The sequence below is a fragment of the Pseudomonas sp. A1230 genome (assembly GCF_044218825.1).
In the GTDB taxonomy this organism is placed as follows: Bacteria; Pseudomonadota; Gammaproteobacteria; order Pseudomonadales; family Pseudomonadaceae; genus Aquipseudomonas; species Aquipseudomonas iridis.
In genome coordinates this window covers 3066799-3087686 of the sequence record NZ_CP162582.1, presented here as the reverse complement: position 1 = coordinate 3087686, position 20888 = coordinate 3066799, and the positions used below count along the sequence as shown (strand labels likewise).

Below are 20888 nucleotides of genomic sequence, written 5' to 3'. Positions count from 1 at the left end.
TTACTCCTTGTCCTTGAGCACATCGGGAAGGTAGGCCCGGTGAAAACCATTGAACGACTCACTATGAGACGCCTTGTGCAACGGCCAGGCGCGACTGCCGAGGCTGGCCGCACCATCGATTTTCAAGGTACTGCCACTGATGAACGCCGCCGCCGGACTGAGCAGAAACACGATCGCCGCGCTGACTTCCGATTCGGTGCCGATGCGCTTGAGCGGCACATGTTCGCGCAGGGTCGGGATCACCGCTTTGAACGCGCCTTCATAGGTGTCCATGCCGCTGGAGGCAATCCAGCCCGGCGCCACCGCGTTGACCCGAACCCCGGCGTAACCCCACTCGAACGCGGCGGTTTTGGTGAAATTGTCCATGCCCGCACGCGCCGCGCCCGAATGGCCCATGCCGGGCATGCCCCCCCACATGTCGGCGAGCATGTTGACGATGTTGCCGCCGTGCTTGCTCATCGACTGGTTGAACACTTCCCGCGCCATCAGAAAACCGCCGACCAGGTTGGTGCGCAGTACGGTTTCGAAACCTTTCTGATTGATCGAAGCCAGCGGCGCCGGGTATTGGCCGCCGGCATTGTTGACCAATCCATGGATCGGCCCGTGGTCAGCGATCAATTCGCTGACCAGTTGTCTGACCGCTTCCTCATCGCGAATATCGCAAGCCTGCCAATGCGCGCAACCACCGTCCTCGGCAATTTCGGCGGCGACTTTTTGCAGCTTTTCAGGTTTGCGCCCGACCAGCAGCACATGGGCGCCGAGTGCTGCCAGTTCATGGGCGGTGCAGCGCCCGATGCCGCTGCCACCGCCGGTGACGATGATGGTCTGGCCGCAGAACAAATCGGTATTGAAAATCGACGCGTAAGCCATGCAAACCACCCTCTAGTCGAACTGTTCGGCGATGCTTTGTGGCACCGGGATCTGGATTTCCAATAGTTGCTGGGCGAAGGCTTTACCTTGCGGGTCGATGCGCAGACTGGCCACACCACCGCCGCCGAGGGCGTTTTCCAATAGAAAGTTCAGGCTGTGGGTGCCTGGCAGATACCAGCGTTCGACCCGGCCGTGAATCGGGTCCAGAACGTGGCTCATCCAGTCGACGATTACCGCTGGCGTTAACGCTTCGGCGATCCACGGCAGGTATTCGGGCTTGCGCGGCATGACGCCGATATTGCTGTGATTGCCCTTGTCACCGGAGCGCGCTACGGCCAGTTTCACCAACGGTACGCTGGCGTCGGCGCGACCTTGAGGTTTGGGTGGTTGCTCGGCGATTGGCAAGTCCTGGCTGTCGAGTGCGGCCAGCGCGGGTAGGGCACACGGGTGATTTTCACCGGTCATGTTGATGTGCAGGTTGCAGGCGCTTTTGTCGATCAGGAACGAGAACAGGCGGATAACCGGATAGACCGTCGGCCGTCCGCCAACGATGCCGGTCAGCCCCGGTGCCATGCCGGTTGCAGCCTGGGCGATCTCCCGGGAGAACAGAATCAGCGCCTGCTTGTTCGGATGGCGCACGGCAAGTTTGATCACCACTTCGCGGCTGTCGTGGCGCTGCCCGTGAGGGCCGTAGGTGGCTTCGCTGCCGAGCAATTCAATGTGGGTTTCGCTGTAAGGTCCCCAGCCGCGCTGGCTGAACATTTCCGACGTCTTGTCGATGATCGCCTGGCTCACGCGACGGCCCTTGTCCACCGCATCGATGCCGGCGATCAGGCAACTGGCGGTACAGCGAAAGCCGTCCGGATACGTGGCACTGACCTTGTATTTGTCGCTGGGCGGCAGGCCTTTGGCACCATGCACCTGCACCGCGTTCTTGCCTCGCTGCTGAAGTTTGACCTGAGTGAAATCGCAGATTACATCGGGCAGCAAATAGGCCTGCGGATCGCCGATTTCGTAAAGCATCTGTTCGCCGACGGTCAGTGGCGTGATCAGCCCGCCGGAGCCCTCGGGCTTGCTGACGATGAACTGGCTGTCGGCGCTGACTTCAACAATTGGAAAGCCGATGTGCTCGTAGTCCGGCACCTCGCGCCAGTCGGTGAAGTTGCCGCCGGTGCACTGTGCGCCGCATTCGATGATGTGCCCGGCCAATGCGGCCTGGGCGAGTTTGTCGTAATCGTGCCACGACCAGCCGAACTCATGCACCAACGCGGCACTGACTACAGCGCTGTCGACCACTCGCCCGGTGATAACGATATCGGCGCCCAGGCGCAACGCTTCGACAATGCCCGGCGCGCCGAGGTAGGCGTTGGTCGAGACGCACATCGCAGGCAATGGCGCACCGGTGAACATCTCGCTAATGCCCTGAGAGGCGAATTGCTTGAATTGCGGTTGCAGGTCATCGCCCAGCAGCACCGCGATTTTCAGCTTGATGCCGGCTGTATCGCAAACGGCTTGCAGTGCGGCGGCGCAGGCCTGGGGATTGACGCCGCCGGCGTTACTGATGACGCGGATATTCTGCTCGGCCAGTTGCGGCAGCAGCGGGGTGAGGACTTCGATGAAGTCGCTGGCGAACCCGCCTTGCGGATCCTTCATGCGCGCGCCGGCCATGATCGACATCGTGATCTCGGCCAGGTAATCGAACACCAGGTAATCCAGGCGTCCACCGTCCACCAGTTGGGCGGCGGCGGTAGAGGTGTCACCCCAGAAAGCACTGGCGCATCCGATGCGGACGGTGGTTGGCATTTTTTATCTCCGACTCAGGGACCTGCGACAGAAGTGTCTGGAGGCTACCAAGCAAGCGCTTGGTTTGTAAACAGTTGAAATATCTTCTGCCCGAGCGCTTGCTTGGTTGTCGTTGGCGGCTTAAATTGCGCGCAACCCTGCGGTTTCAGGGGGCAACAGATTGGGCGACTGTAGGAGAGAGCGGGTGGACGAGCAAAAAGCCCTGAGGGTCATGCGCGAATTGGTCGATCAGGGCCTGTTGACCGACCCGGACAGCGCCCGCGGCAAACTGCTGCAAGTGGCGGCCCACCTGTTCCGCAACAAAGGCTATGAGCGCACCACGGTGCGCGATCTGGCCGGTGCGGTGGGCATTCAGTCGGGGAGCATTTTTCATCACTTCAAAAGCAAGGACGAAATCCTGCGTGCGGTGATGGAGGAAACCATCCGCTACAACACCGCTTTGATGCGCGCGGCGCTCGCCGATGCGACCAATGTGCGCGAGCGCGTGTTGGCGCTGATTCGCTGTGAATTGCAGTCGATCATGGGCGGCAGCGGCGAAGCCATGGCGGTGCTGGTCTACGAATGGCGCTCGTTGTCTGAGGATGGCCAGGCCAAAGTCCTCGCCTTGCGCGATGTTTATGAAGATCTTTGGCTACAGGTGCTCGGGGAGGCCAAGGAAGCCGGGTTTATTCGCGGCGACGTATTTGTCACTCGGCGTTTCCTCACCGGCGCCCTGTCCTGGACCACCACCTGGTTCCGTGCCGGCGGCAGTCTGAGCCTTGATCAGTTGGCTGATGAGGCCCTGATTCTGGTGCTTGAAGAGCGTTGAAGCGCTTTCTATCGGGCCGGGAAACTGGCTAACTGGGCGAAACCGCCTAGCTTGAATGCATTGATGGGTATTTTTTCGGGGAGTGGGGTGTTTTGAAGTCTTTGCCAAGTCGGACCGCCGCGAGGTTATTGCTCGCAGCGCTGGCTGCATTATGGGTATTGCCCGCTCAGGCAGCGCAATTGGTTCGGGTCGGTGCCGCGCACTTTCCGCCTTATACCGTTCGCCCCGAAAACGGTGCCGACACCGGTCTGTTGCCGCAGATGGTCGAGGCATTGAACCGGCTGCAAAGCGACTATAAGTTCGTTCTCGTACCGACGTCGATTCCGCGCCGTTTCGGTGATTTCAAGCAGGGCCGGATCGACATGGCGATCTTCGAGAACCCTGAGTGGGGCTGGAAGGAAATCCCTCACAACGACGTCGATATGGGGCTTGAGGACGCCGAGATTTTTGTCGCCCAACGTGAAGACGGTCGGCAACAGAACTATTTTGCCGACCTCAGCGGCAAGCGTCTGGCGCTGTTCAGTGGCTATCACTACGAGTTCGCCAGCTTCAATGCCGACCCGAAATTCCTCGCGCAAAACTTCAAGGCCACGCTGACCTATTCCCACGACAGCAATCTGTTGATGGTGCTGCGCGGGCGCGCGGATATCGCGCTGGTGACCCGTTCTTATCTGAGTGATTACCTGCTGCGCAACGAAAAGGTGCGCGATGAATTGCTGGTGTCCCAGCGCATCGATCAGGTCTACCACCACTACGCCATCCTGCGTCCGACCGCGCCGATTACCGGCGAAGAGTTCAGCAAGTTGCTACAACGCCTGCGCGACAGCGGCGAGATGCTGAAGATCTTCGATCCTTACCGGATTGCCGTGGTGCCAGTGCGCGATCAATGACCGAGATGCTGTTGGAGTCTGAACACGTCAGACTACCACCCGGCAATAGTTAATTAACCTGTCAGAACTGACAGTGGTGGAGCCTGAGTATTCCTGTTTGAATCGTGATCGTACTGATATTCGATGTACGAACCTATCTTGCAGGAGTCTGAGTAATGACACATGCCAGGGAAATGGATTTACCAGTCCCCGTAATAAAAGAAGCGCTCACTAACAATACGCTGTATCCAATGCACACTCTTGGCGGAGCAACAGCAGTCGTTAAATATGAAATGGACACTGCTGACAGCATTATTCTTTATTGTGCCGGGCCGGCAGGTATACCGAATCCAACTTTCGAAAAAAAGCAAGGTGATGAAAGTGGGTGCGTGGAATTTGTTATTCCTGCAAGCACGATCGGTGCCTGCATCGGTAAAACTCTATTTATCTGGTATAAGGTTTTTCGAGGCAATGCCTCATGGGAATCACAGAGGCTTGAACTCCAGGTGCAATATCTGGATAGGTCTGATCTACCTGTCCCGGTTCTTCCAGATGTAACTGTTGTCGATGGGGTTGAACGGCTGTATCTGCCAGGTTTCCCTCATGACCCCGAAGTCAAATTAGCCCGCCCACCTTTTTTTGCCGTGGGTCAGAAGATCTGGGTTCGTGCTGTGGGCCAACGTGATTACCCATCCCAGACATTGCTGTGGCTTTTGGAGGCGGCAGTGATTGAGGAATGCCATCTCAATGGTATCCGGCTGACTATTCCACGCGGATGGCTGTTCTCCCTGGATGATTATTCAGCTTTGACGATCGAATGCTATCTCGCGTATGACGGTCAATCAGATATTAAAGCTGCCCAGGAACTTCCGCGTACGACTCATAATATTCGTAACCTTCCGTATCAGTTACTCAATGACTACACAGATTTCGGCGAGACGGGATGGAACAGGTGGAAGAAAGGACCTGGCGCAGCGAATCCGTTGGATCTCATTGTGAAGAGTGATGCAACTGGGGACTATCTATGGAATTGGGGGTATACGAGTCCAAACAACGGCATCCATCTGATCAAGGAATATGAGTATCTGGTGCCGGGCCGTCGTTATGAATTTACTCTGGACCTTCGGAGAAACAGTCCTGCCAATCCGGCACCCACACTCTCGCTGGAAAGTAATGATTCGATCATTGTGGAGCCGATGCGCCTTCTGTCGCGAACATGGATAACCGTGGGTAACACCTTCATTGCCAACTCCAGCAATGTGCAACTGCGACTGGTAAGTCATGTTAATTCTGTCGGCGGAAATGATTACGACGTGACCCGTATCCGCTTGAAGGAAATATCCTCAAAGAAGGAAGCTTAAGTATTTTTTGCAAATGAGCTTAATTTTTTACCCTCGAGTCACGTCACATCGTTGAACTGTCGACGATTATCGTGAGCCCGACCCATGTCCAACCTGAATGACCTGACTGCCCTGGCCCTGCCTTCGGGCAGCCAGTTGGTAGCCGATGCAACCGAAAGCCGTTTGAGCCTGAGCCTGGACGGGCAACCGCTGATTCGCCTGCGCCTTGATCGCGAGGCCAAAGGGCCGATCCAGATCGACAAGCGTTTCGCCTTGCCGCCCGGGCAAGCCCTGTGGGCAGCCTGTTATTGGTTATTTGCTCGAGACCCGGCGTGCCAGCAATTGACCTGGCAACTCGACCAGCCGCCAACCGCAGCCTTGCTCAGTGGTCTGTTGGTGAGCACTGAAGTGGCCGGCGAATACTGCTGCGAGCGCACGCTATTCTGGCAACTGCCGCAACCGTGGCTCGGCACATCGCTGACTGGCTGTTATCCGCAACAAATGATGATCAGCCAGGGCAAGCGCCACCCGCTGCGGCCGGTGAAGCCTCGCGGTGAAGTCTATCGACGTTTTGATGCGCGCCTTGGTGCCTGGATTTCTCTGCGCACGGTTGAGATCGAAGCAGACCTGCCGCGCTTCAATCGCTGGCAGAACAACCCGCGAGTCGCCAGTTTCTGGGAAGAGCAAGGCAGTCTCGATCAGCATCGCGAATACCTGAGCAAACTCGACGCCGATCCGCACACGCTGACCCTGATCGGCTGTTTCGACGATCAGCCATTTGCCTATTTCGAAGCCTATTGGGCCAAGGAAGATCGCATCGCGCCGTTCTACGATGCCGACAATTACGACCGTGGCATTCACATGCTGGTGGGGGAGGAGGAGCACCGTGGCCCGCACAAAGTGGCGAGTTGGTTGTCGGCGCTGGTGCATTACCTGTTTCTCGACGAACCACGGACTCAACGGGTTGTCGCCGAGCCGCGTGCCGACAACGCGAAGATGATCGGCTACATGCAAAACCAATGCTTTCACTGCGAAAAACAATTCGACTTCCCGCACAAACGTGCAGCGCTGATGATGTTGGGGCGTGAGCGGTTTTTTGATCGGTGCACGTTGGCTTGATATTGCCGTAAAGCAAAAGATCGCAGCCTTGGGCAGCGCCTGCACGGGTTTCGCGTTAACCGTGTGGGAGCTGCCCAAGGCTGCGATCTTTTTTGTGCGGACGACGCGGTCTTAACGACGACCCACAGCCACCGAATCACGGCGATTGCCCGACACCTTGCGGCAGTGCACCAGCGCATCACGAATCATGAAGTTGACCAGGGTCGGCGATACGCCGAGCTCCTTGGCGATGTCCTTCTGCGGCACACCGTGCAGGCGATACATCTCGAACGCATAGCGCGTACGACTCGGCAGCTCGGTCAGCGCATCGGCGATGTTTTCCAGGGTCGAGAAGTTGATGTGCGAGATTTCCGGCGAAGCACCTTGAATGACCACGTTCAACCCTTCCTCTTCAGGGCCGGAGTACTTCTGCTCCAGCGCCTGTTTGCGGTAGTGATCGATCGCAAGGTTGCGCACGATCTGGAACAGATAACTCAATTGCGCCTTGATCGACGAGGTGATCGGCGGTGCCGACTGCAGTCGGAAAAACGCATCCTGGACCACGTCTTCGGCGCGCGAACGACAGCCGGTAATGCGTGCTGCAATCTTGACCAGAATCAGTCGATTGTCGACGAATGCCTGAAGTAGCGGTGAATCGCACCTGCTTGTGGATACTTGTTCCGTCATGGAAATCACCTTACTGCCAATAGGTTAGTGGGGCGCCTGGGGGCGGGCTGCCCTACACATCGAGCGACAAATTATGTTGAATGATAATGATTGTCAAATGAGAAAGAGAAACAATCCATTGAATTATTGTGATCTGAGAACTGCGACACGCCGCCGCACCCCGCCCCCATTAGCGATCCCGTCTGCCGACTAATTATTTCCAGACGTCATCCGTTCTCATTGGTGAATGGTTCCGGATAAAGACTCCCGGCCAGACAGCATTCCCATGCCTTGCGCGGTCGGCGTAGACCGCGTCCTGCATGCCCTGGAAGGGCGTGTCGCAGCAACCCGATTCCACTAGCAAGCCGAATTCAGGCAGGAAACCTCATGACCGACGCGTTCGAACTCCCCAGCACCCTGGTCCAAGCCCTCCAGCGCCGCGCGGCCCTGACGCCGGATCGGCTGGCCTTGCGTTTTCTTGCCGAAAACGAAGAGCAGGCTGTGGTTCTCAGCTATCGCGAACTGGACCAACGCGCGCGCACCATTGCCGCTGCTTTGCAGGCCGAGACCGAGTTTGCTGATCGTGCGGTGCTGCTGTTTCCTAGCGGCCCGGATTACGTTGCGGCGTTCTTTGGTTGCCTGTATGCCGGGGTGATCGCGGTGCCGGCCTATCCACCGGAATCGGCCCGCCGTCATCATCAAGAGCGCCTGCTATCGATCATTGCCGACGCCGAACCGCGCCTGCTGCTGACCAGCGCCGACTTGCGCGATGCCTTGCAACAGATCGAAGGCGCACCGCCGCTGTTGTGCGTCGATACCCTCGACAGCGCTTTGGCCGAGCGCTGGGTTGAACCGACGCTGCCGGCCGATCACATCGCGTTCCTGCAATACACCTCCGGCTCGACCGCGCTGCCCAAAGGCGTGCAGGTCAGCCACGGCAATCTGGTCGCCAACGAGCTGCTGATTCGCCACGGTTTCGGCATCGACGTGAACCCCGATGACGTCATCGTCAGCTGGCTGCCGCTATACCACGACATGGGTTTGATCGGCGGTCTGTTGCAGCCGATTTTCAGTGGCGTGCCGTGCATCCTCATGTCGCCGGCGTACTTCCTCGCTCGGCCACTGCGCTGGCTCGAAGCGATCAGCCAATACGGCGGCACCATCAGCGGCGGACCGGATTTCGCCTATCGCTTGTGCAGCGAGCGGGTCAGTGAATCGGCGCTTGAACGTCTCGACCTCAGTCGCTGGCGCGTGGCCTATTCCGGCTCCGAGCCGATCCGTCTCGACACCAACGAACGCTTCGCCGAAAAATTCGCGGCGTGTGGTTTCAGTGCCGACAGTTTCATGGCTTCGTACGGTCTGGCGGAGGCCACGCTGTTCGTCGCCGGCACGCCGCGGGGCAAGGGTATTCCTGCGCTGCGCGTGGACGATCAGGCGTTGGCGCAAAACCTTGCAGAGCCGGGCGATGGCAGCGCGATCATGAGTTGCGGCATCAGCCAGCCAGAGCACGCGGTGCTGATCGTCGAGCCAACCCGTCTTGAAGAACTCGCCGACAATGCCGTCGGCGAAGTCTGGGCGGCCGGCCCGAGCATCGCGCACGGTTACTGGCGCAACCTCGAGGCCAGCGCCATGACTTTCGTCCAGCACGCCGGCCGCACCTGGCTGCGCACCGGTGACCTGGGTTTCATGCGTGACGGCGAACTGTTCATCACCGGTCGCCTGAAAGACATGTTGATCGTGCGTGGCCATAACCTCTATCCGCAGGACATCGAGAAGACGGTCGAGAGCGAAGTGGAAGTGGTGCGCAAGGGCCGGGTCGCGGCGTTCGCGGTGACTCAGGACGGCGAAGAAGGCATCGGGATCGCAGCGGAAATCAGCCGCAGCGTGCAGAAAATTCTGCCGCCAGAAGCGCTGATCAAAGCTATCCGCCAAGCGGTGGCCGAGGCTTGTCAGCAAGCACCGAGCGTGGTGGTGCTGCTCAATCCGGGCGCATTGCCGAAAACCTCCAGCGGCAAATTGCAGCGTTCGGCTTGCCGTAGTCGTCTGGCCGATGGCAGCCTCGACAGCTATGCGGTGTTCCCGTCAGATGACGCGCAAGGTGCCGAATCGACCCTGCAAGCCTCCGAGCTCGAAGCCCTGATCGGCAAGATCTGGGCTGCGCAATTGAACGTCAAACAGGTCCATGCCGACGATCACTTTTTCCTGCTCGGCGGCAACTCGATTGCTGCCACGCAAGTGATCGCCCGAGTGCGTGAAGAGCTCGGTCTGGCGCTGAGCCTCCGTGTGCTTTTCGAAGCACCGACGTTGTCCGCGTTCGCCGCTGCCGTGGCCCGGCACCAACAGGATGGCGGCAGCGTTCAAGGCGAAATCACTTCCCTGTCGCGCACGGAGCCAATGCCACAATCGCTGGCGCAAAATCGCTTGTGGATCACCTGGCAACTCGATCCGAAAAGCAGCGCTTACAACATTCCAGGGGCGCTGCGGCTGCGCGGTGAACTCGATGAAGACGCCCTGCGCGCAAGCTTCCAGCAACTGATCGAACGCCACGAATCCCTGCGCACGCGCTTCTTCGAACGCGACGGCGTGGCGCTGCAACAAGTCGATGCTGCGGCTGAATTCAACCTGCAACTGATCGACATCAGCGACTTGCCGCTCAATGAGCGTGAAGCGCGCGCTGAGCAAATCCGCGAGGACGAAGCGCGTAGCCAGTTCGATCTGGAAAAAGGCCCGCTACTCTGGGTGACGCTGATTCGCCTTGATGACGAAGATCACCAGTTGCTGGTGACGTTGCACCACATCATCGCTGACGGCTGGTCGCTGAACGTGTTGATCGATGAATTCGCGCGCCTGTACGCCGCCGCTTCCCAAGGCCAGCGCACCGAGCTCGCGCCATTGCCAACCCAGTACGCCGACTATGGCAGCTGGCAGCGCCAATGGCTGGCGCACGGCGAGGGCGAGCGGCAACTGGCCTACTGGAAAGCGCAGTTGGGCAATGAGCATCCGACGCTTGAACTGGCCACCGATCATCCGCGTTCGGCGCAGCGCATTCGCAGTGCCGCGCGCCACAGCGTACGTCTGAGCGTCAGCCTGAGCGAAGCCATTCGGCAGACTGCCCAAGTGCACGATGCCACACCGTTCATGCTCTTGCTCGCGGCGTTCCAGAGCTTGCTGCACCGTTACAGCGGTCAACGCGATATTCGCATTGGCGTGCCCAATGCCAACCGCCCACGGCTGGAAACCCAAGGCCTGATCGGCTTCTTCATCAACACTCAGGTGCTGCGCGCCGACGTTGAATCACGCCTGTCGTTCACTGAGTTGCTGGCGCAAACCCGTGAGGCTGCACTCGGCGCACAAGCCCATCAGGACCTGCCGTTTGAACAACTGCTCGAAGCCTTCCCTCAGGCCCGCGAACAAGGTTTGTTCCAGGTCATGTTCAACCATCAGCAACGTGACCTCAGCGCGCTCAAACGCCTGCCCGGTCTGCTCGCCGAAGAGTTGCCGTGGCACAGCCGCGAAGCCAAGTTCGATCTGCAATTGCACAGTGAAGAAGACCGCAACGGTCGCCTGACCTTGTCCTTCGACTATGCCGATGAGCTGTTCGACGCCGCGACCATCGAGCGTCTGGCTGAGCATTTCAGCAATCTTCTGCGCGATGTCTGCGAGCGTCCGCACCACGCCATCGGTGATCTGCAACTGTTGACCGAAAGCGAAAGCGATCAGCAAAAAGACTGGAGCAGCGCCCCGTGCGCCAAGGCTGAGCAATGGCTGCCGGAATTGCTCAACGAACAACTGCGCCTGACTCCGCAACGCACCGCGCTGGTGTGGGAGGGCGGCAGTCTCGATTTCGCCGAGCTACATGCTCAATCCAATCGACTGGCGCACTACCTGCGCGACAAAGGTGTCGGCCCGGATGTCTGCGTGGCCATCGCGGCCGAGCGTTCGCCGCAGCTGCTGATCGGCCTGCTGGCGATCCTCAAGGCGGGCGGCGCTTATGTCCCGCTCGATCCGGATTACCCGGCCGAGCGTCTGGCCTACATGCTCAGCGACAGCGGCGTCGATTTGCTGCTGACGCAGACCGAGTTGCTCGATCGCTTGCCGGCCCGCGAAGGCGTCAGCGTCATCGCCATGGATGCCCTGCATCTGGAAAACTGGCCAAGCCAGGCCCCGGGTCTGCACCTGCACGGCGACAACCTCGCCTACGTGATTTATACCTCCGGCTCCACCGGTCAACCGAAAGGCGTCGGCAACACCCACGCGGCACTGGCTGAACGTCTGCAATGGATGCAGAACACTTATCGCCTCAACGAAACCGACGTGCTGATGCAAAAAGCACCGATCAGTTTTGACGTGTCGGTGTGGGAATGCTTCTGGCCGCTGATCACGGGTGCGCGCCTGCTGATTACTGCACCGGGTGAGCACCGTGATCCGCATCGCATCGCCCGGCTTGTGCAGGAATATGGCGTGACCACGCTGCACTTCGTGCCGCCGCTGCTTTCGCTGTTCATCGACGAGCCGCTCAGCGCCGAATGCACCAGCCTGCGCCGGGTGTTCTCCGGAGGCGAAGCGTTGCCAGCCGAGTTGCGCAACCGCGTGCTGGCGCAACTGCCTGCAGTGCAACTGCACAACCGCTATGGCCCGACTGAAACCGCGATCAACGTCACCCACTGGCATTGCACTGCCGCTGATGGCGAGCGCTCGCCCATTGGCCGACCGCTGGGCAACGTGATTTGTCGCGTGCTCGACGCCGACCTCAATCCTGTACCTGCGGGCGTTCCCGGTGAGCTGTGCATCAGCGGTATCGGTCTGGCGCGTGGTTATCTCGGTCGCCCGGCGCTGACCGCCGAACGTTTTGTGGTCGATCCGTTGGGCGAGCAGGGTGCTCGCTTGTACCGCACCGGTGACCGTGCACGCTGGACTGACGATGGCGTGATCGAATACCTCGGCCGTCTCGATCAGCAGGTCAAACTGCGTGGCTTTCGCGTCGAACCGGAAGAAATCCAAGCACGTCTTCTCGCCCAGGACGGTGTCGCCCAAGCCGTGGTGCTGGTGCGTGAAACCGCTGCCGGCGCGCAGCTGATCGGCTACTTCACGGCGACTGATGCCAGCGCAGACGAGGACGCGCAAATCGCCCGACTGAAAACCGCACTGGCCACCGAACTCCCTGAGTACATGGTCCCGGCGCAACTGATGCGCCTCGACGCAATGCCGCTGAGTCCGAGCGGCAAACTCGACCGCCGCGCCTTGCCCGAGCCGCAATGGCAAGTGCGTGAGCATGTCGAACCGGTCACTGAACTGGAGCAACAGATCGCCGCGATCTGGCGCGAAGTGCTGGGCCTGGCGCAAATCGGCCTGCGCGACGATTTCTTTGCCCTCGGCGGTCATTCGCTGCTGGCCACGCAAATCATCTCCCGCTCCCGCCAGGCCTGCGACGTCGAATTGCCGTTGCGCGCCTTGTTTGAACACAGTGAGCTCGGTGATTTCGCCGAACAGATTCGCCAGATCCAGGTCAGCGGTCGCACCAACCAACAGCCGCCGATCGAAAAAGTCGACCGCAGCCAGCCAGTGCCGTTGTCCTACTCCCAGCAGCGTATGTGGTTCCTCTGGCAGATGGAGCCGGACAGCCCGGCGTACAACGTCGGCGGCATGGCGCGCCTGCGTGGCGTGTTGCATGTCGAACATTTCGAGGCGGCGTTGCAAGCGCTGATCCTGCGTCACGAAACCCTGCGCACGACGTTCCCGAGTGTCGACGGCGTGGCCCGTCAGCAGGTGCATGCCGAGACTGGCGTGCGGATGGGCTGGAAAGATTTCTCGAAACTCGCGGCTGACCTGCGTGAGCAAAAAGTCCAGCAACTGGCCGACGCAGAAGCGCATCTGCCGTTTGATCTGGAAACCGGTCCGCTGCTGCGCGCCTGTCTGGTCAAGACTGCCGAGCATGAGCATTACTTCGTCCTGACCTTGCACCACATCGTCACCGAAGGCTGGGCAATGGACATTTTTGCCCGTGAACTCAGCGCGTTGTACGAAGCGTTCGTCGATGATCGCGATTCGCCGCTGGAGCCTTTGCCGGTGCAGTACCTCGACTACAGCGTCTGGCAGCGCAACTGGCTGGAGTCCGGCGAGCGTCAGCGTCAACTCGACTACTGGACCGCGCAACTGGGCCGCGAACATCCGCTGCTGGAGTTGCCGGGTGATCGTCCGCGTCCACCGGTGCAGAGCCATCAGGGTGAACTGTTCCGTTTCGATCTCAGTGATGACCTCGCTGCGCGGGTCCGGGCGTTCAATGCGCAAAACGGCCTGACCCTGTTCATGACCATGACCGCCGCACTCGCCACGCTGCTTTACCGCTATAGCGGCCAGACCGATCTGCGCATCGGCGCGCCGGTGGCCAACCGTATCCGCCCGGAAAGCGAAGGGCTGATCGGCGCGTTCCTCAACACTCAGGTGCTGCGTTGCCAGCTCGACGGGCAGATGTCGGTCGGCGAATTGTTCGAGCAGGTGCGCCACACCGTCATCGAAGGGCAGTCCCATCAGGATCTGCCGTTCGATCATCTGGTTGAAGCCTTGCAGCCACCGCGCAGCGCCGCTTACAACCCGCTGTTCCAGGTGATGTGCAACGTGCAGCGCTGGGAATTCCAGCAGAGCCGTATGCTCGCCGGCATGACCGTCGAGTACCTGGCCAACGATGCGCGGGCGACCAAGTTCGATCTCAACCTGGAGGTCACCGACCTCGACCATCGCCTGGGCTGCTGCCTGACGTACAGCACCGATCTGTTCGATGAGCCGACCATTGCGCGCATGGCCGGACATTGGCGCAACCTGCTGCAAGCGCTGATCGCCGACCCGCAACAACGTCTCAGCGAACTGCCGCTGCTGAACGCGCCGGAGCAACAGCGACTGCTCGACAGCCTCGGCGTCGAGCCGGGCGAGCATCGTCTCGATCAGTGCATTCATCACCTGTTTGCCGAGCAAGCGCTGCTGCGCAAAAATGCGCCAGCCCTGACCTTTGCCGGCCAGACCTTGAGCTACGCCGAACTCGACGCCCGCGCCAATCGTCTGGCCTGGGCCCTGCGTGAGCGTGGGGTTGGCCCGCAAGTGCGCGTTGGTCTGGCGCTCGAGCGTTCGCTGGAGATGGTCATCGGCCTGCTGGCGATCCTCAAGGCCGGCGGTGCCTATGTGCCGCTCGATCCGGAATACCCGCTCGATCGTCTGCATTACATGATTGAAGACAGCCGCATCGGTCTGCTGCTCAGTGACCGCGCGATGTTCAACGCGCTCGGCGAGCTACCGTCGAGCGTGGCGAGTTGGTGCCTGGAAGAGGACAGTGCCGCACTGACCGATTACCCGTCCACCGAACTGCCATTTATCAGCCTGCCGCAGCATCAGGCCTATCTGATTTACACCTCGGGCTCGACCGGTAAACCGAAAGGTGTGGTGGTGTCCCACGGCGAAATCGCCATGCATTGCCAAGCCGTCATAGAGCGTTTCGGCATGCGCCCTGACGACTGCGAGTTGCACTTCTATTCGATCAACTTCGACGCTGCGACCGAGCGCTTGCTGGTGCCGCTGCTCAGCGGCGCGCAGGTTGTGTTGCGGGCGCAAGGTCAGTGGGATGCCGAAGAAATCTGCGGGCTGATCCGCACCCATCGCATCAACGTCCTGGGTTTCACCCCGAGCTACGGCAGCCAGTTGGCGCAGTTCCTGGCCACGCAAAACGACATTCTGCCGGTGCGGATGATCATCACCGGTGGCGAAGCGCTGACCGGCGAACACCTGCAACGCATCCGTGTGGCGTTCAAACCGAGCCTGTTTTTCAACGCCTATGGCCCGACCGAGACCGTGGTCATGCCGCTGGCCAGCCTGGCCCCGGACGTGCTCGAAGAGGGCGCCGGCAGTGTGCCGATCGGCAGCGTGATCGGCGCTCGCGTGGCGTACATTCTCGATGCCGATCTGGCCCTGGTGCCGCAGGGCGCGACCGGTGAATTGTTTGTCGGCGGCGCCGGTCTGGCGCAGGCTTATCACGACCGTCCGGGTATCACGGCCGAACGTTTTGTCGCTGACCCGTTTGCCGCAGATGGCGGACGCATGTATCGCACTGGCGACCTGGTGCGCCAGCGTGCCGACGGTCTGGTCGAGTACCTGGGACGGATCGACCATCAGGTGAAAATCCGTGGGTTCCGTATCGAACTCGGCGAAATCGAAGCGCGCTTGCTTGATCACGATGCGATCCGCGAAGCGGTGGTGTTGGCGCTGGATGCGCCGAGCGGCAAGCAACTGGTTGGCTACCTTGTCACCGAGCTTGCCGAGCACAGCGAGGCTGAACAAGCTCAACTGCGCGAAGCACTGAAGGCGCACCTCAAGGCGCAACTGCCGGATTACATGGTGCCGACCCACCTGATTTTGCTGGCGAACATGCCGCTGACCGCCAACGGCAAACTGGATCGCCGCGCACTGCCGGCGCCAGATCCCGAACTGAATCGTCAGGACTACGTGGCGCCGAGCAACGAGCTCGAACAAACCCTGGCGCAGATCTGGTGCGAAGTGCTTAACGTCGAACAGGTTGGCCTCAACGACAACTTCTTCGAGCTGGGTGGCGATTCGATTCTGTCGATTCAAGTGGTCAGCCGCGCGCGTCAGCAGGGCATTCATTTCAGCCCGCGTGACCTGTTCCAGCATCAGATCGTGCAAACTCTCGCCGCAGTGGCCAGCCGCACCGAGTTGGTGACAGCCGAGCAAGGTCTGGTGGCTGGTGAGTCGCGACTGACGCCGATTCAGCACTGGTTCTTCGACACCGATATTCCTGAGCGTCAGCACTGGAACCAGGCGTTGTTGCTGGAACCCACTGTGGCGTTGGCGCCGCAGCTTCTGGAGCAAGCGCTACGGGCGGTGATCGAGCAGCACGACGCCCTGCGTCTGCGCTTCACCGAGGTGGGCGGTCAGTGGCAAGCGACACATCAACCGGTCGCGGATGCCGTTGTTTTGTCACCCGTACGCGTGGCGTCGATGGACACGTGCGAGGCGCTGTTCGCCGATGCTCAACGCAGTCTTGATCTGGAACATGGTCCGCTGCTGCGTGCCCTGTTGGTCGATGGCCCGCACGGTCAGCAACGCCTGTTCATTGCGATTCATCACTTGGTGGTCGACGGCGTGTCGTGGCGCGTTTTGCTCGACGATCTGCAAACCGTATATCGCCAGCTCGACACCGGGCAGTCGTTGAAACTGCCGGCGAAAACCAGTGCCTTCAAGGACTGGACGGCACGGCTGCAGGCTTACGCCGGTAGCGAATCACTGCGCGAAGAACTGAACTGGTGGCAGACCCAACTGGCCGGCCCGAGCGCCGATCTGCCGTGTGAAAATCCGCAGGGCCGCCAGCAGAATCGCCACGCGCAAACCGTCAGCGTGCGTCTCGATGCCGAGCGCACCCAACAATTGTTGCAACAGGCGCCGAGTGCTTATCGCACGCAGGTCAACGACCTGCTGCTGACCGCATTGGCCCGTGTGCTGTGCCGCTGGAGCGGCCAACCGTCGGCGCTGATTCAACTCGAAGGCCACGGCCGCGAAACCCTGTTCGACGAGATCGACCTGACCCGTACCGTCGGCTGGTTCACCAGCGCCTATCCATTGCGCCTGACCCCGCACAACATCGAAGAGGCCGCCGGGCAGGGCGCGTCGATCAAGGCGATCAAGGAGCAACTGCGCGCCGTGCCGCACAAAGGACTGGGTTATGGCGTGCTGCGTTATCTGGCTGATGACCTCAGCCAACGCAGCATGGCCGCGCTGCCGAATGCGCCGATCACCTTTAACTACCTCGGCCAGTTCGACCAGAGTTTCGGCAGCGAAGCGCTGTTCCGTCCGTTGGACGAGCCGGTCGGCGCGGCCCACGATCCGCAGGCGCCGTTGCCGAACGAGTTGAGCGTCGACAGTCAGGTCTACGGCGGTGAGTTGCTGCTGCGCTGGACCTTCAGCGCCGAGCGTTACGAAGCGCAGACCATCACTGATCTGGCCGACGCCTACCTGGGCGAATTGCAAAGCCTGATCGAGCATTGCCTGCAAGATGAGGCCGGAGGCCTGACGCCGTCGGACTTCCCGCTGGCGAAACTGACCCAGGCGCAACTCGATGCGTTGCCAGTGCCGGCCGCGCACATCGAAGACGTCTATCCGCTGACGCCGATGCAGGAAGGCATGTTGCTGCACACGCTGCTCGAACCTGGCACCGGTCTGTACTACATGCAGGATCGCTATCGCATCAACAGCGAACTCGACCCCGAGCGTTTCGCTCAAGCGTGGCAAGCCGTGGTCGGTCGTCACGAAGCGCTGCGTGCCTCGTTCTGCTGGAACGTTGGCGAAGATATGCTGCAAGTGATTCACACGCCGGGGCGCACGCCAATCGAGTATCTGGATTGGAGCGCCATCAGCGACGCCGAGCAGGAACCCAAGCTGCAAGCGCTGCTCAAAAGCGAGCGCGAGGCCGGGTTCGATCTGCTCAGCCAGGCACCGTTCCACCTGCGTCTGATCAAGGTCGGCGCGGCGCGCTACTGGTTCATGATGAGCAACCACCACATCCTCATCGATGCCTGGTGCCGTTCGCTGCTGATGAACGATTTCTTCGAGATTTACACCGCGCTTGGCGAAGGTCGCGAAGCTCAACTGAGCGTGCCGCCGCGTTATCGCGATTACATCGGCTGGCTGCAACGTCAGAGCCTGGCGGAGGCGCGCCAGTGGTGGCAGCAAAACTTGCAAGGGTTTGAGCGCACCACGCCGATCCCGAGCGACCGACCATTCCTGCGTGAACATGCCGGCGAAAGCGGCGGCATGGTCGTCGGTGACCGCTACACCCGCCTCGATGTTGCGGATGGCGTTCGACTGCGTGAACTGGCTCAGGCTCATCAATTGACGATCAACACCTTCGCCCAAGCGGCGTGGGCGTTGGTGCTGCGGCGCATGAGTGGTGATCGCGACGTGCTGTTCGGTGTGACCGTTGCCGGGCGTCCGGTGGACATGCCGCAGATGCAACGCACCGTTGGCCTGTTCATCAACAGTATCGCGCTGCGAGTGCAGATGCCGGCGGACAATCAGCGCACCAGTGTGCGGCAATGGCTGAGCGGGTTGCTCGACAGCAACATGCAACTGCGCGAGTACGAATACCTGCCGCTGGTGAGCATTCAGGAACAGAGCGAATTGCCGAAAGGTCAGCCGCTGTTCGACAGCCTGTTTGTGTTCGAAAACGCGCCGGTAGAAGTCTCGGTACTGGACCGCGCGCAGAGCCTCAACGCGACCTCGGATTCGGGCCGGACCCACACCAACTTCCCGCTGACGGCGGTGTGCTACCCGGGCGATGACCTTGGGCTGCACCTGTCGTATGACCAGCGTTACTTCGACGAGTCGACGGTCGAACGCATGCTCGGCGAGTTCAAGCGTCTGCTGCTGGCGCTGGTCGACGGTTTCCATGGCGACATGGCCGATCTGCCGATACTGGGCAGTGAGGAGCAGGACTTTCTGCTCCACGGGTGCAACCAGAGCGCCCACGACTATCCGTTGGAGCAGAGCTACGTTTCGCTGTTCGAAGCACAGGTTGCGGCGCATCCGGAGCGCATTGCTGCCAGTTGCCTCGATCAGCAATTGAACTATGCGCAGCTGAACCGCAATGCCAACCGTCTCGGCCATGCTTTGGTCGCAGCCGGGGTGCAAATGGATCAACCGGTGGCGTTGCTGGCCGAGCGTAATCTCGATCTGCTCGGCATGATCATCGGCAGCTTCAAGGCTGGCGCGGGTTACCTGCCGCTGGATCCGGGGCTGCCGAGTCAGCGCCTGCAACGGATCATTGAGCTGAGCCGCACGCCGGTGCTGGTGTGCAGCGAGGCGTGCCGTGAACAGGCGCAGACTTTGCTTGACGAGTTCAGCTGTGCCAATCGTCCACGCTTGCTGGTGTGGGAAGAGGTGCAAGCGCTGGCGACATCGGTGCAAAACCCCGGCATTCACAGTGGTCCGGACAACCTCGCTTATGTGATCTACACCTCGGGCTCCACCGGCCTGCCGAAAGGCGTGATGGTCGAGCAGCGCGGCATGCTCAATAACCAGTTGAGCAAGGTGCCGTACCTGAATCTGACGGCGACTGATGTCATCGCGCAAACCGCTTCGCAGAGCTTCGATATTTCGGTCTGGCAGTTCCTCGCCGCGCCGCTGTTCGGCGCGCGGGTCGACATCGTGCCGAATACCATTGCTCACGATCCGCAAGGTTTGCTGGTGCATGTGCAGGCCCAGGGCATTACCGTGCTGGAGAGTGTGCCGTCGCTGATTCAGGGCATGCTCGCCTCGGATCGTCTGAGCCTCGACGGTCTGCGCTGGATGCTGCCGACCGGTGAAGCAATGCCGCCGGAACTGGCGCACCAGTGGCTGCTGCGTTACCCGGACATTGGTCTGGTCAATGCTTACGGCCCGGCGGAATGCTCGGATGACGTGGCGTTCTATCGTGTGGACATGGCGTCGACACGCGGCAGTTATTTGCCGATCGGTACACCGACCGATAACAACGTGTTGTACCTGCTGGATGGCGCGCTGGAGTTGGTGCCGGTGGGCGCAGTGGGCGAATTGTGCGTGGCAGGCACGGGTGTCGGTCGCGGCTATGTCAGCGATCCGCTGCGCACCGCGCCGGTGTTTGTGCCAAACCCGTTCGGCGCGCCGGGCGAACGCTTGTATCGCACCGGTGACCTGGCGCGACGCCGTAGCGATGGCGTGCTGGAATACGTCGGTCGGGTCGACCATCAGGTGAAGATTCGCGGTTACCGGATCGAATTGGGTGAAATCGAAGCGCGTCTGCACGAACAACCGGAAGTCCGCGATGCGGCGGTCGGTGTGCAGGAAGGCATCAACGGCAAGCATCTGGTCGGCTATCTCGTGGCTGCGGATTCTGCGCTAAACCCGAGCGAACGCCTGGAGCGCATCAAACAACGCCTGCGCAGTGAACTGCCGGAATACATGGTGCCGCTGCACTGGCTGTGGCTCGCGCAACTGCCGCTCAACGCCAACGGCAAGCTTGATCGCAAGGCCTTGCCGGCACTGGAAATCGGTCAGTTGCAGAGCCAGGATTACCTGGCGCCTCGCAACGAGCTGGAGCAAACCCTGGCAGATATCTGGGCCGAGGTGCTGAAGGTCGAGCAGGTTGGCGTGCGCGACAACTTCTTCGAACTCGGCGGTCACTCGTTGCTCGCCACGCAGATCGCCTCGCGCGTACAGAAAGCCTTGCAACGCGACGTGCCGCTGCGGGCGATGTTCGAATGCAGCACGGTAGAGGAACTGGCCGAGTACATCGACGGGCTGGCGGCCAGTGAAATCACAGAGGAGAAGGTGGATCGGTTGAATGATCTGATGGCGGAGCTGGAGGGTCTTTAACAGCAAAAGATCGCAGCCTGCGGCAGCTCCTACAGAGAAATATGCGTT

At 60.5% G+C, this 20888-nt stretch carries 8 protein-coding genes; 5 read left to right on the top strand and 3 right to left on the bottom strand.

What is annotated here, in order from left to right; genetic code table 11:
- Both AB4P97_RS14475 and AB4P97_RS14470 read right to left on the bottom strand, forming a co-directional pair.
- A complete protein-coding gene (locus AB4P97_RS14475) occupies nt 1-870 on the bottom strand; it encodes an SDR family oxidoreductase (RefSeq protein ID WP_395601252.1) in 870 nt (289 codons plus the stop codon).
- A 12-nt stretch (nt 871-882) separates the two neighbouring features.
- Nucleotides 883-2673, bottom strand: a complete 1791-nt coding sequence (locus AB4P97_RS14470) for an acyclic terpene utilization AtuA family protein (RefSeq protein WP_395601251.1) — start codon at nt 2671-2673, stop codon at nt 883-885.
- A 184-nt stretch (nt 2674-2857) separates the two neighbouring features.
- Here AB4P97_RS14470 and AB4P97_RS14465 point away from each other — a divergent pair, with 184 nt between their 5' ends.
- From AB4P97_RS14465 to AB4P97_RS14450, 4 genes are all read left to right on the top strand, one after another.
- Nucleotides 2858-3481, top strand: coding sequence for a TetR/AcrR family transcriptional regulator (locus AB4P97_RS14465; protein ID WP_115147544.1), 624 nt, complete (start codon nt 2858-2860; stop codon nt 3479-3481).
- A 92-nt stretch (nt 3482-3573) separates the two neighbouring features.
- The gene (locus AB4P97_RS14460; protein WP_261736370.1) at nt 3574-4371 is read left to right on the top strand and encodes an ABC transporter substrate-binding protein; all 798 of its coding nucleotides are present in this window, start codon (nt 3574-3576) and stop codon (nt 4369-4371) included.
- Nucleotides 4372-4526: 155 nt separating this feature from the next.
- Entirely contained in the window at nt 4527-5711 is a 1185-nt protein-coding gene (locus AB4P97_RS14455) for a hypothetical protein (RefSeq protein ID WP_395601250.1), read from the top strand.
- 84 nt (nt 5712-5795) lie between these two features.
- A complete protein-coding gene (locus tag AB4P97_RS14450) occupies nt 5796-6809 on the top strand; it encodes a GNAT family N-acetyltransferase (protein ID WP_395601249.1) in 1014 nt (337 codons plus the stop codon).
- A gap of 111 nt (nt 6810-6920) precedes the next feature.
- Here the strand turns inward: AB4P97_RS14450 and AB4P97_RS14445 are convergent, their stop codons facing one another.
- A complete protein-coding gene (locus AB4P97_RS14445) occupies nt 6921-7475 on the bottom strand; it encodes an RNA polymerase factor sigma-70 (protein WP_042560216.1) in 555 nt (184 codons plus the stop codon).
- A gap of 366 nt (nt 7476-7841) precedes the next feature.
- Here AB4P97_RS14445 and AB4P97_RS14440 point away from each other — a divergent pair, with 366 nt between their 5' ends.
- Nucleotides 7842-20840 (top strand): non-ribosomal peptide synthetase, encoded by a 12999-nt coding sequence (locus AB4P97_RS14440; RefSeq protein ID WP_395601248.1) that lies wholly within the window; start codon nt 7842-7844, stop codon nt 20838-20840.
- Nucleotides 20841-20888 lie beyond the last annotated feature (48 nt).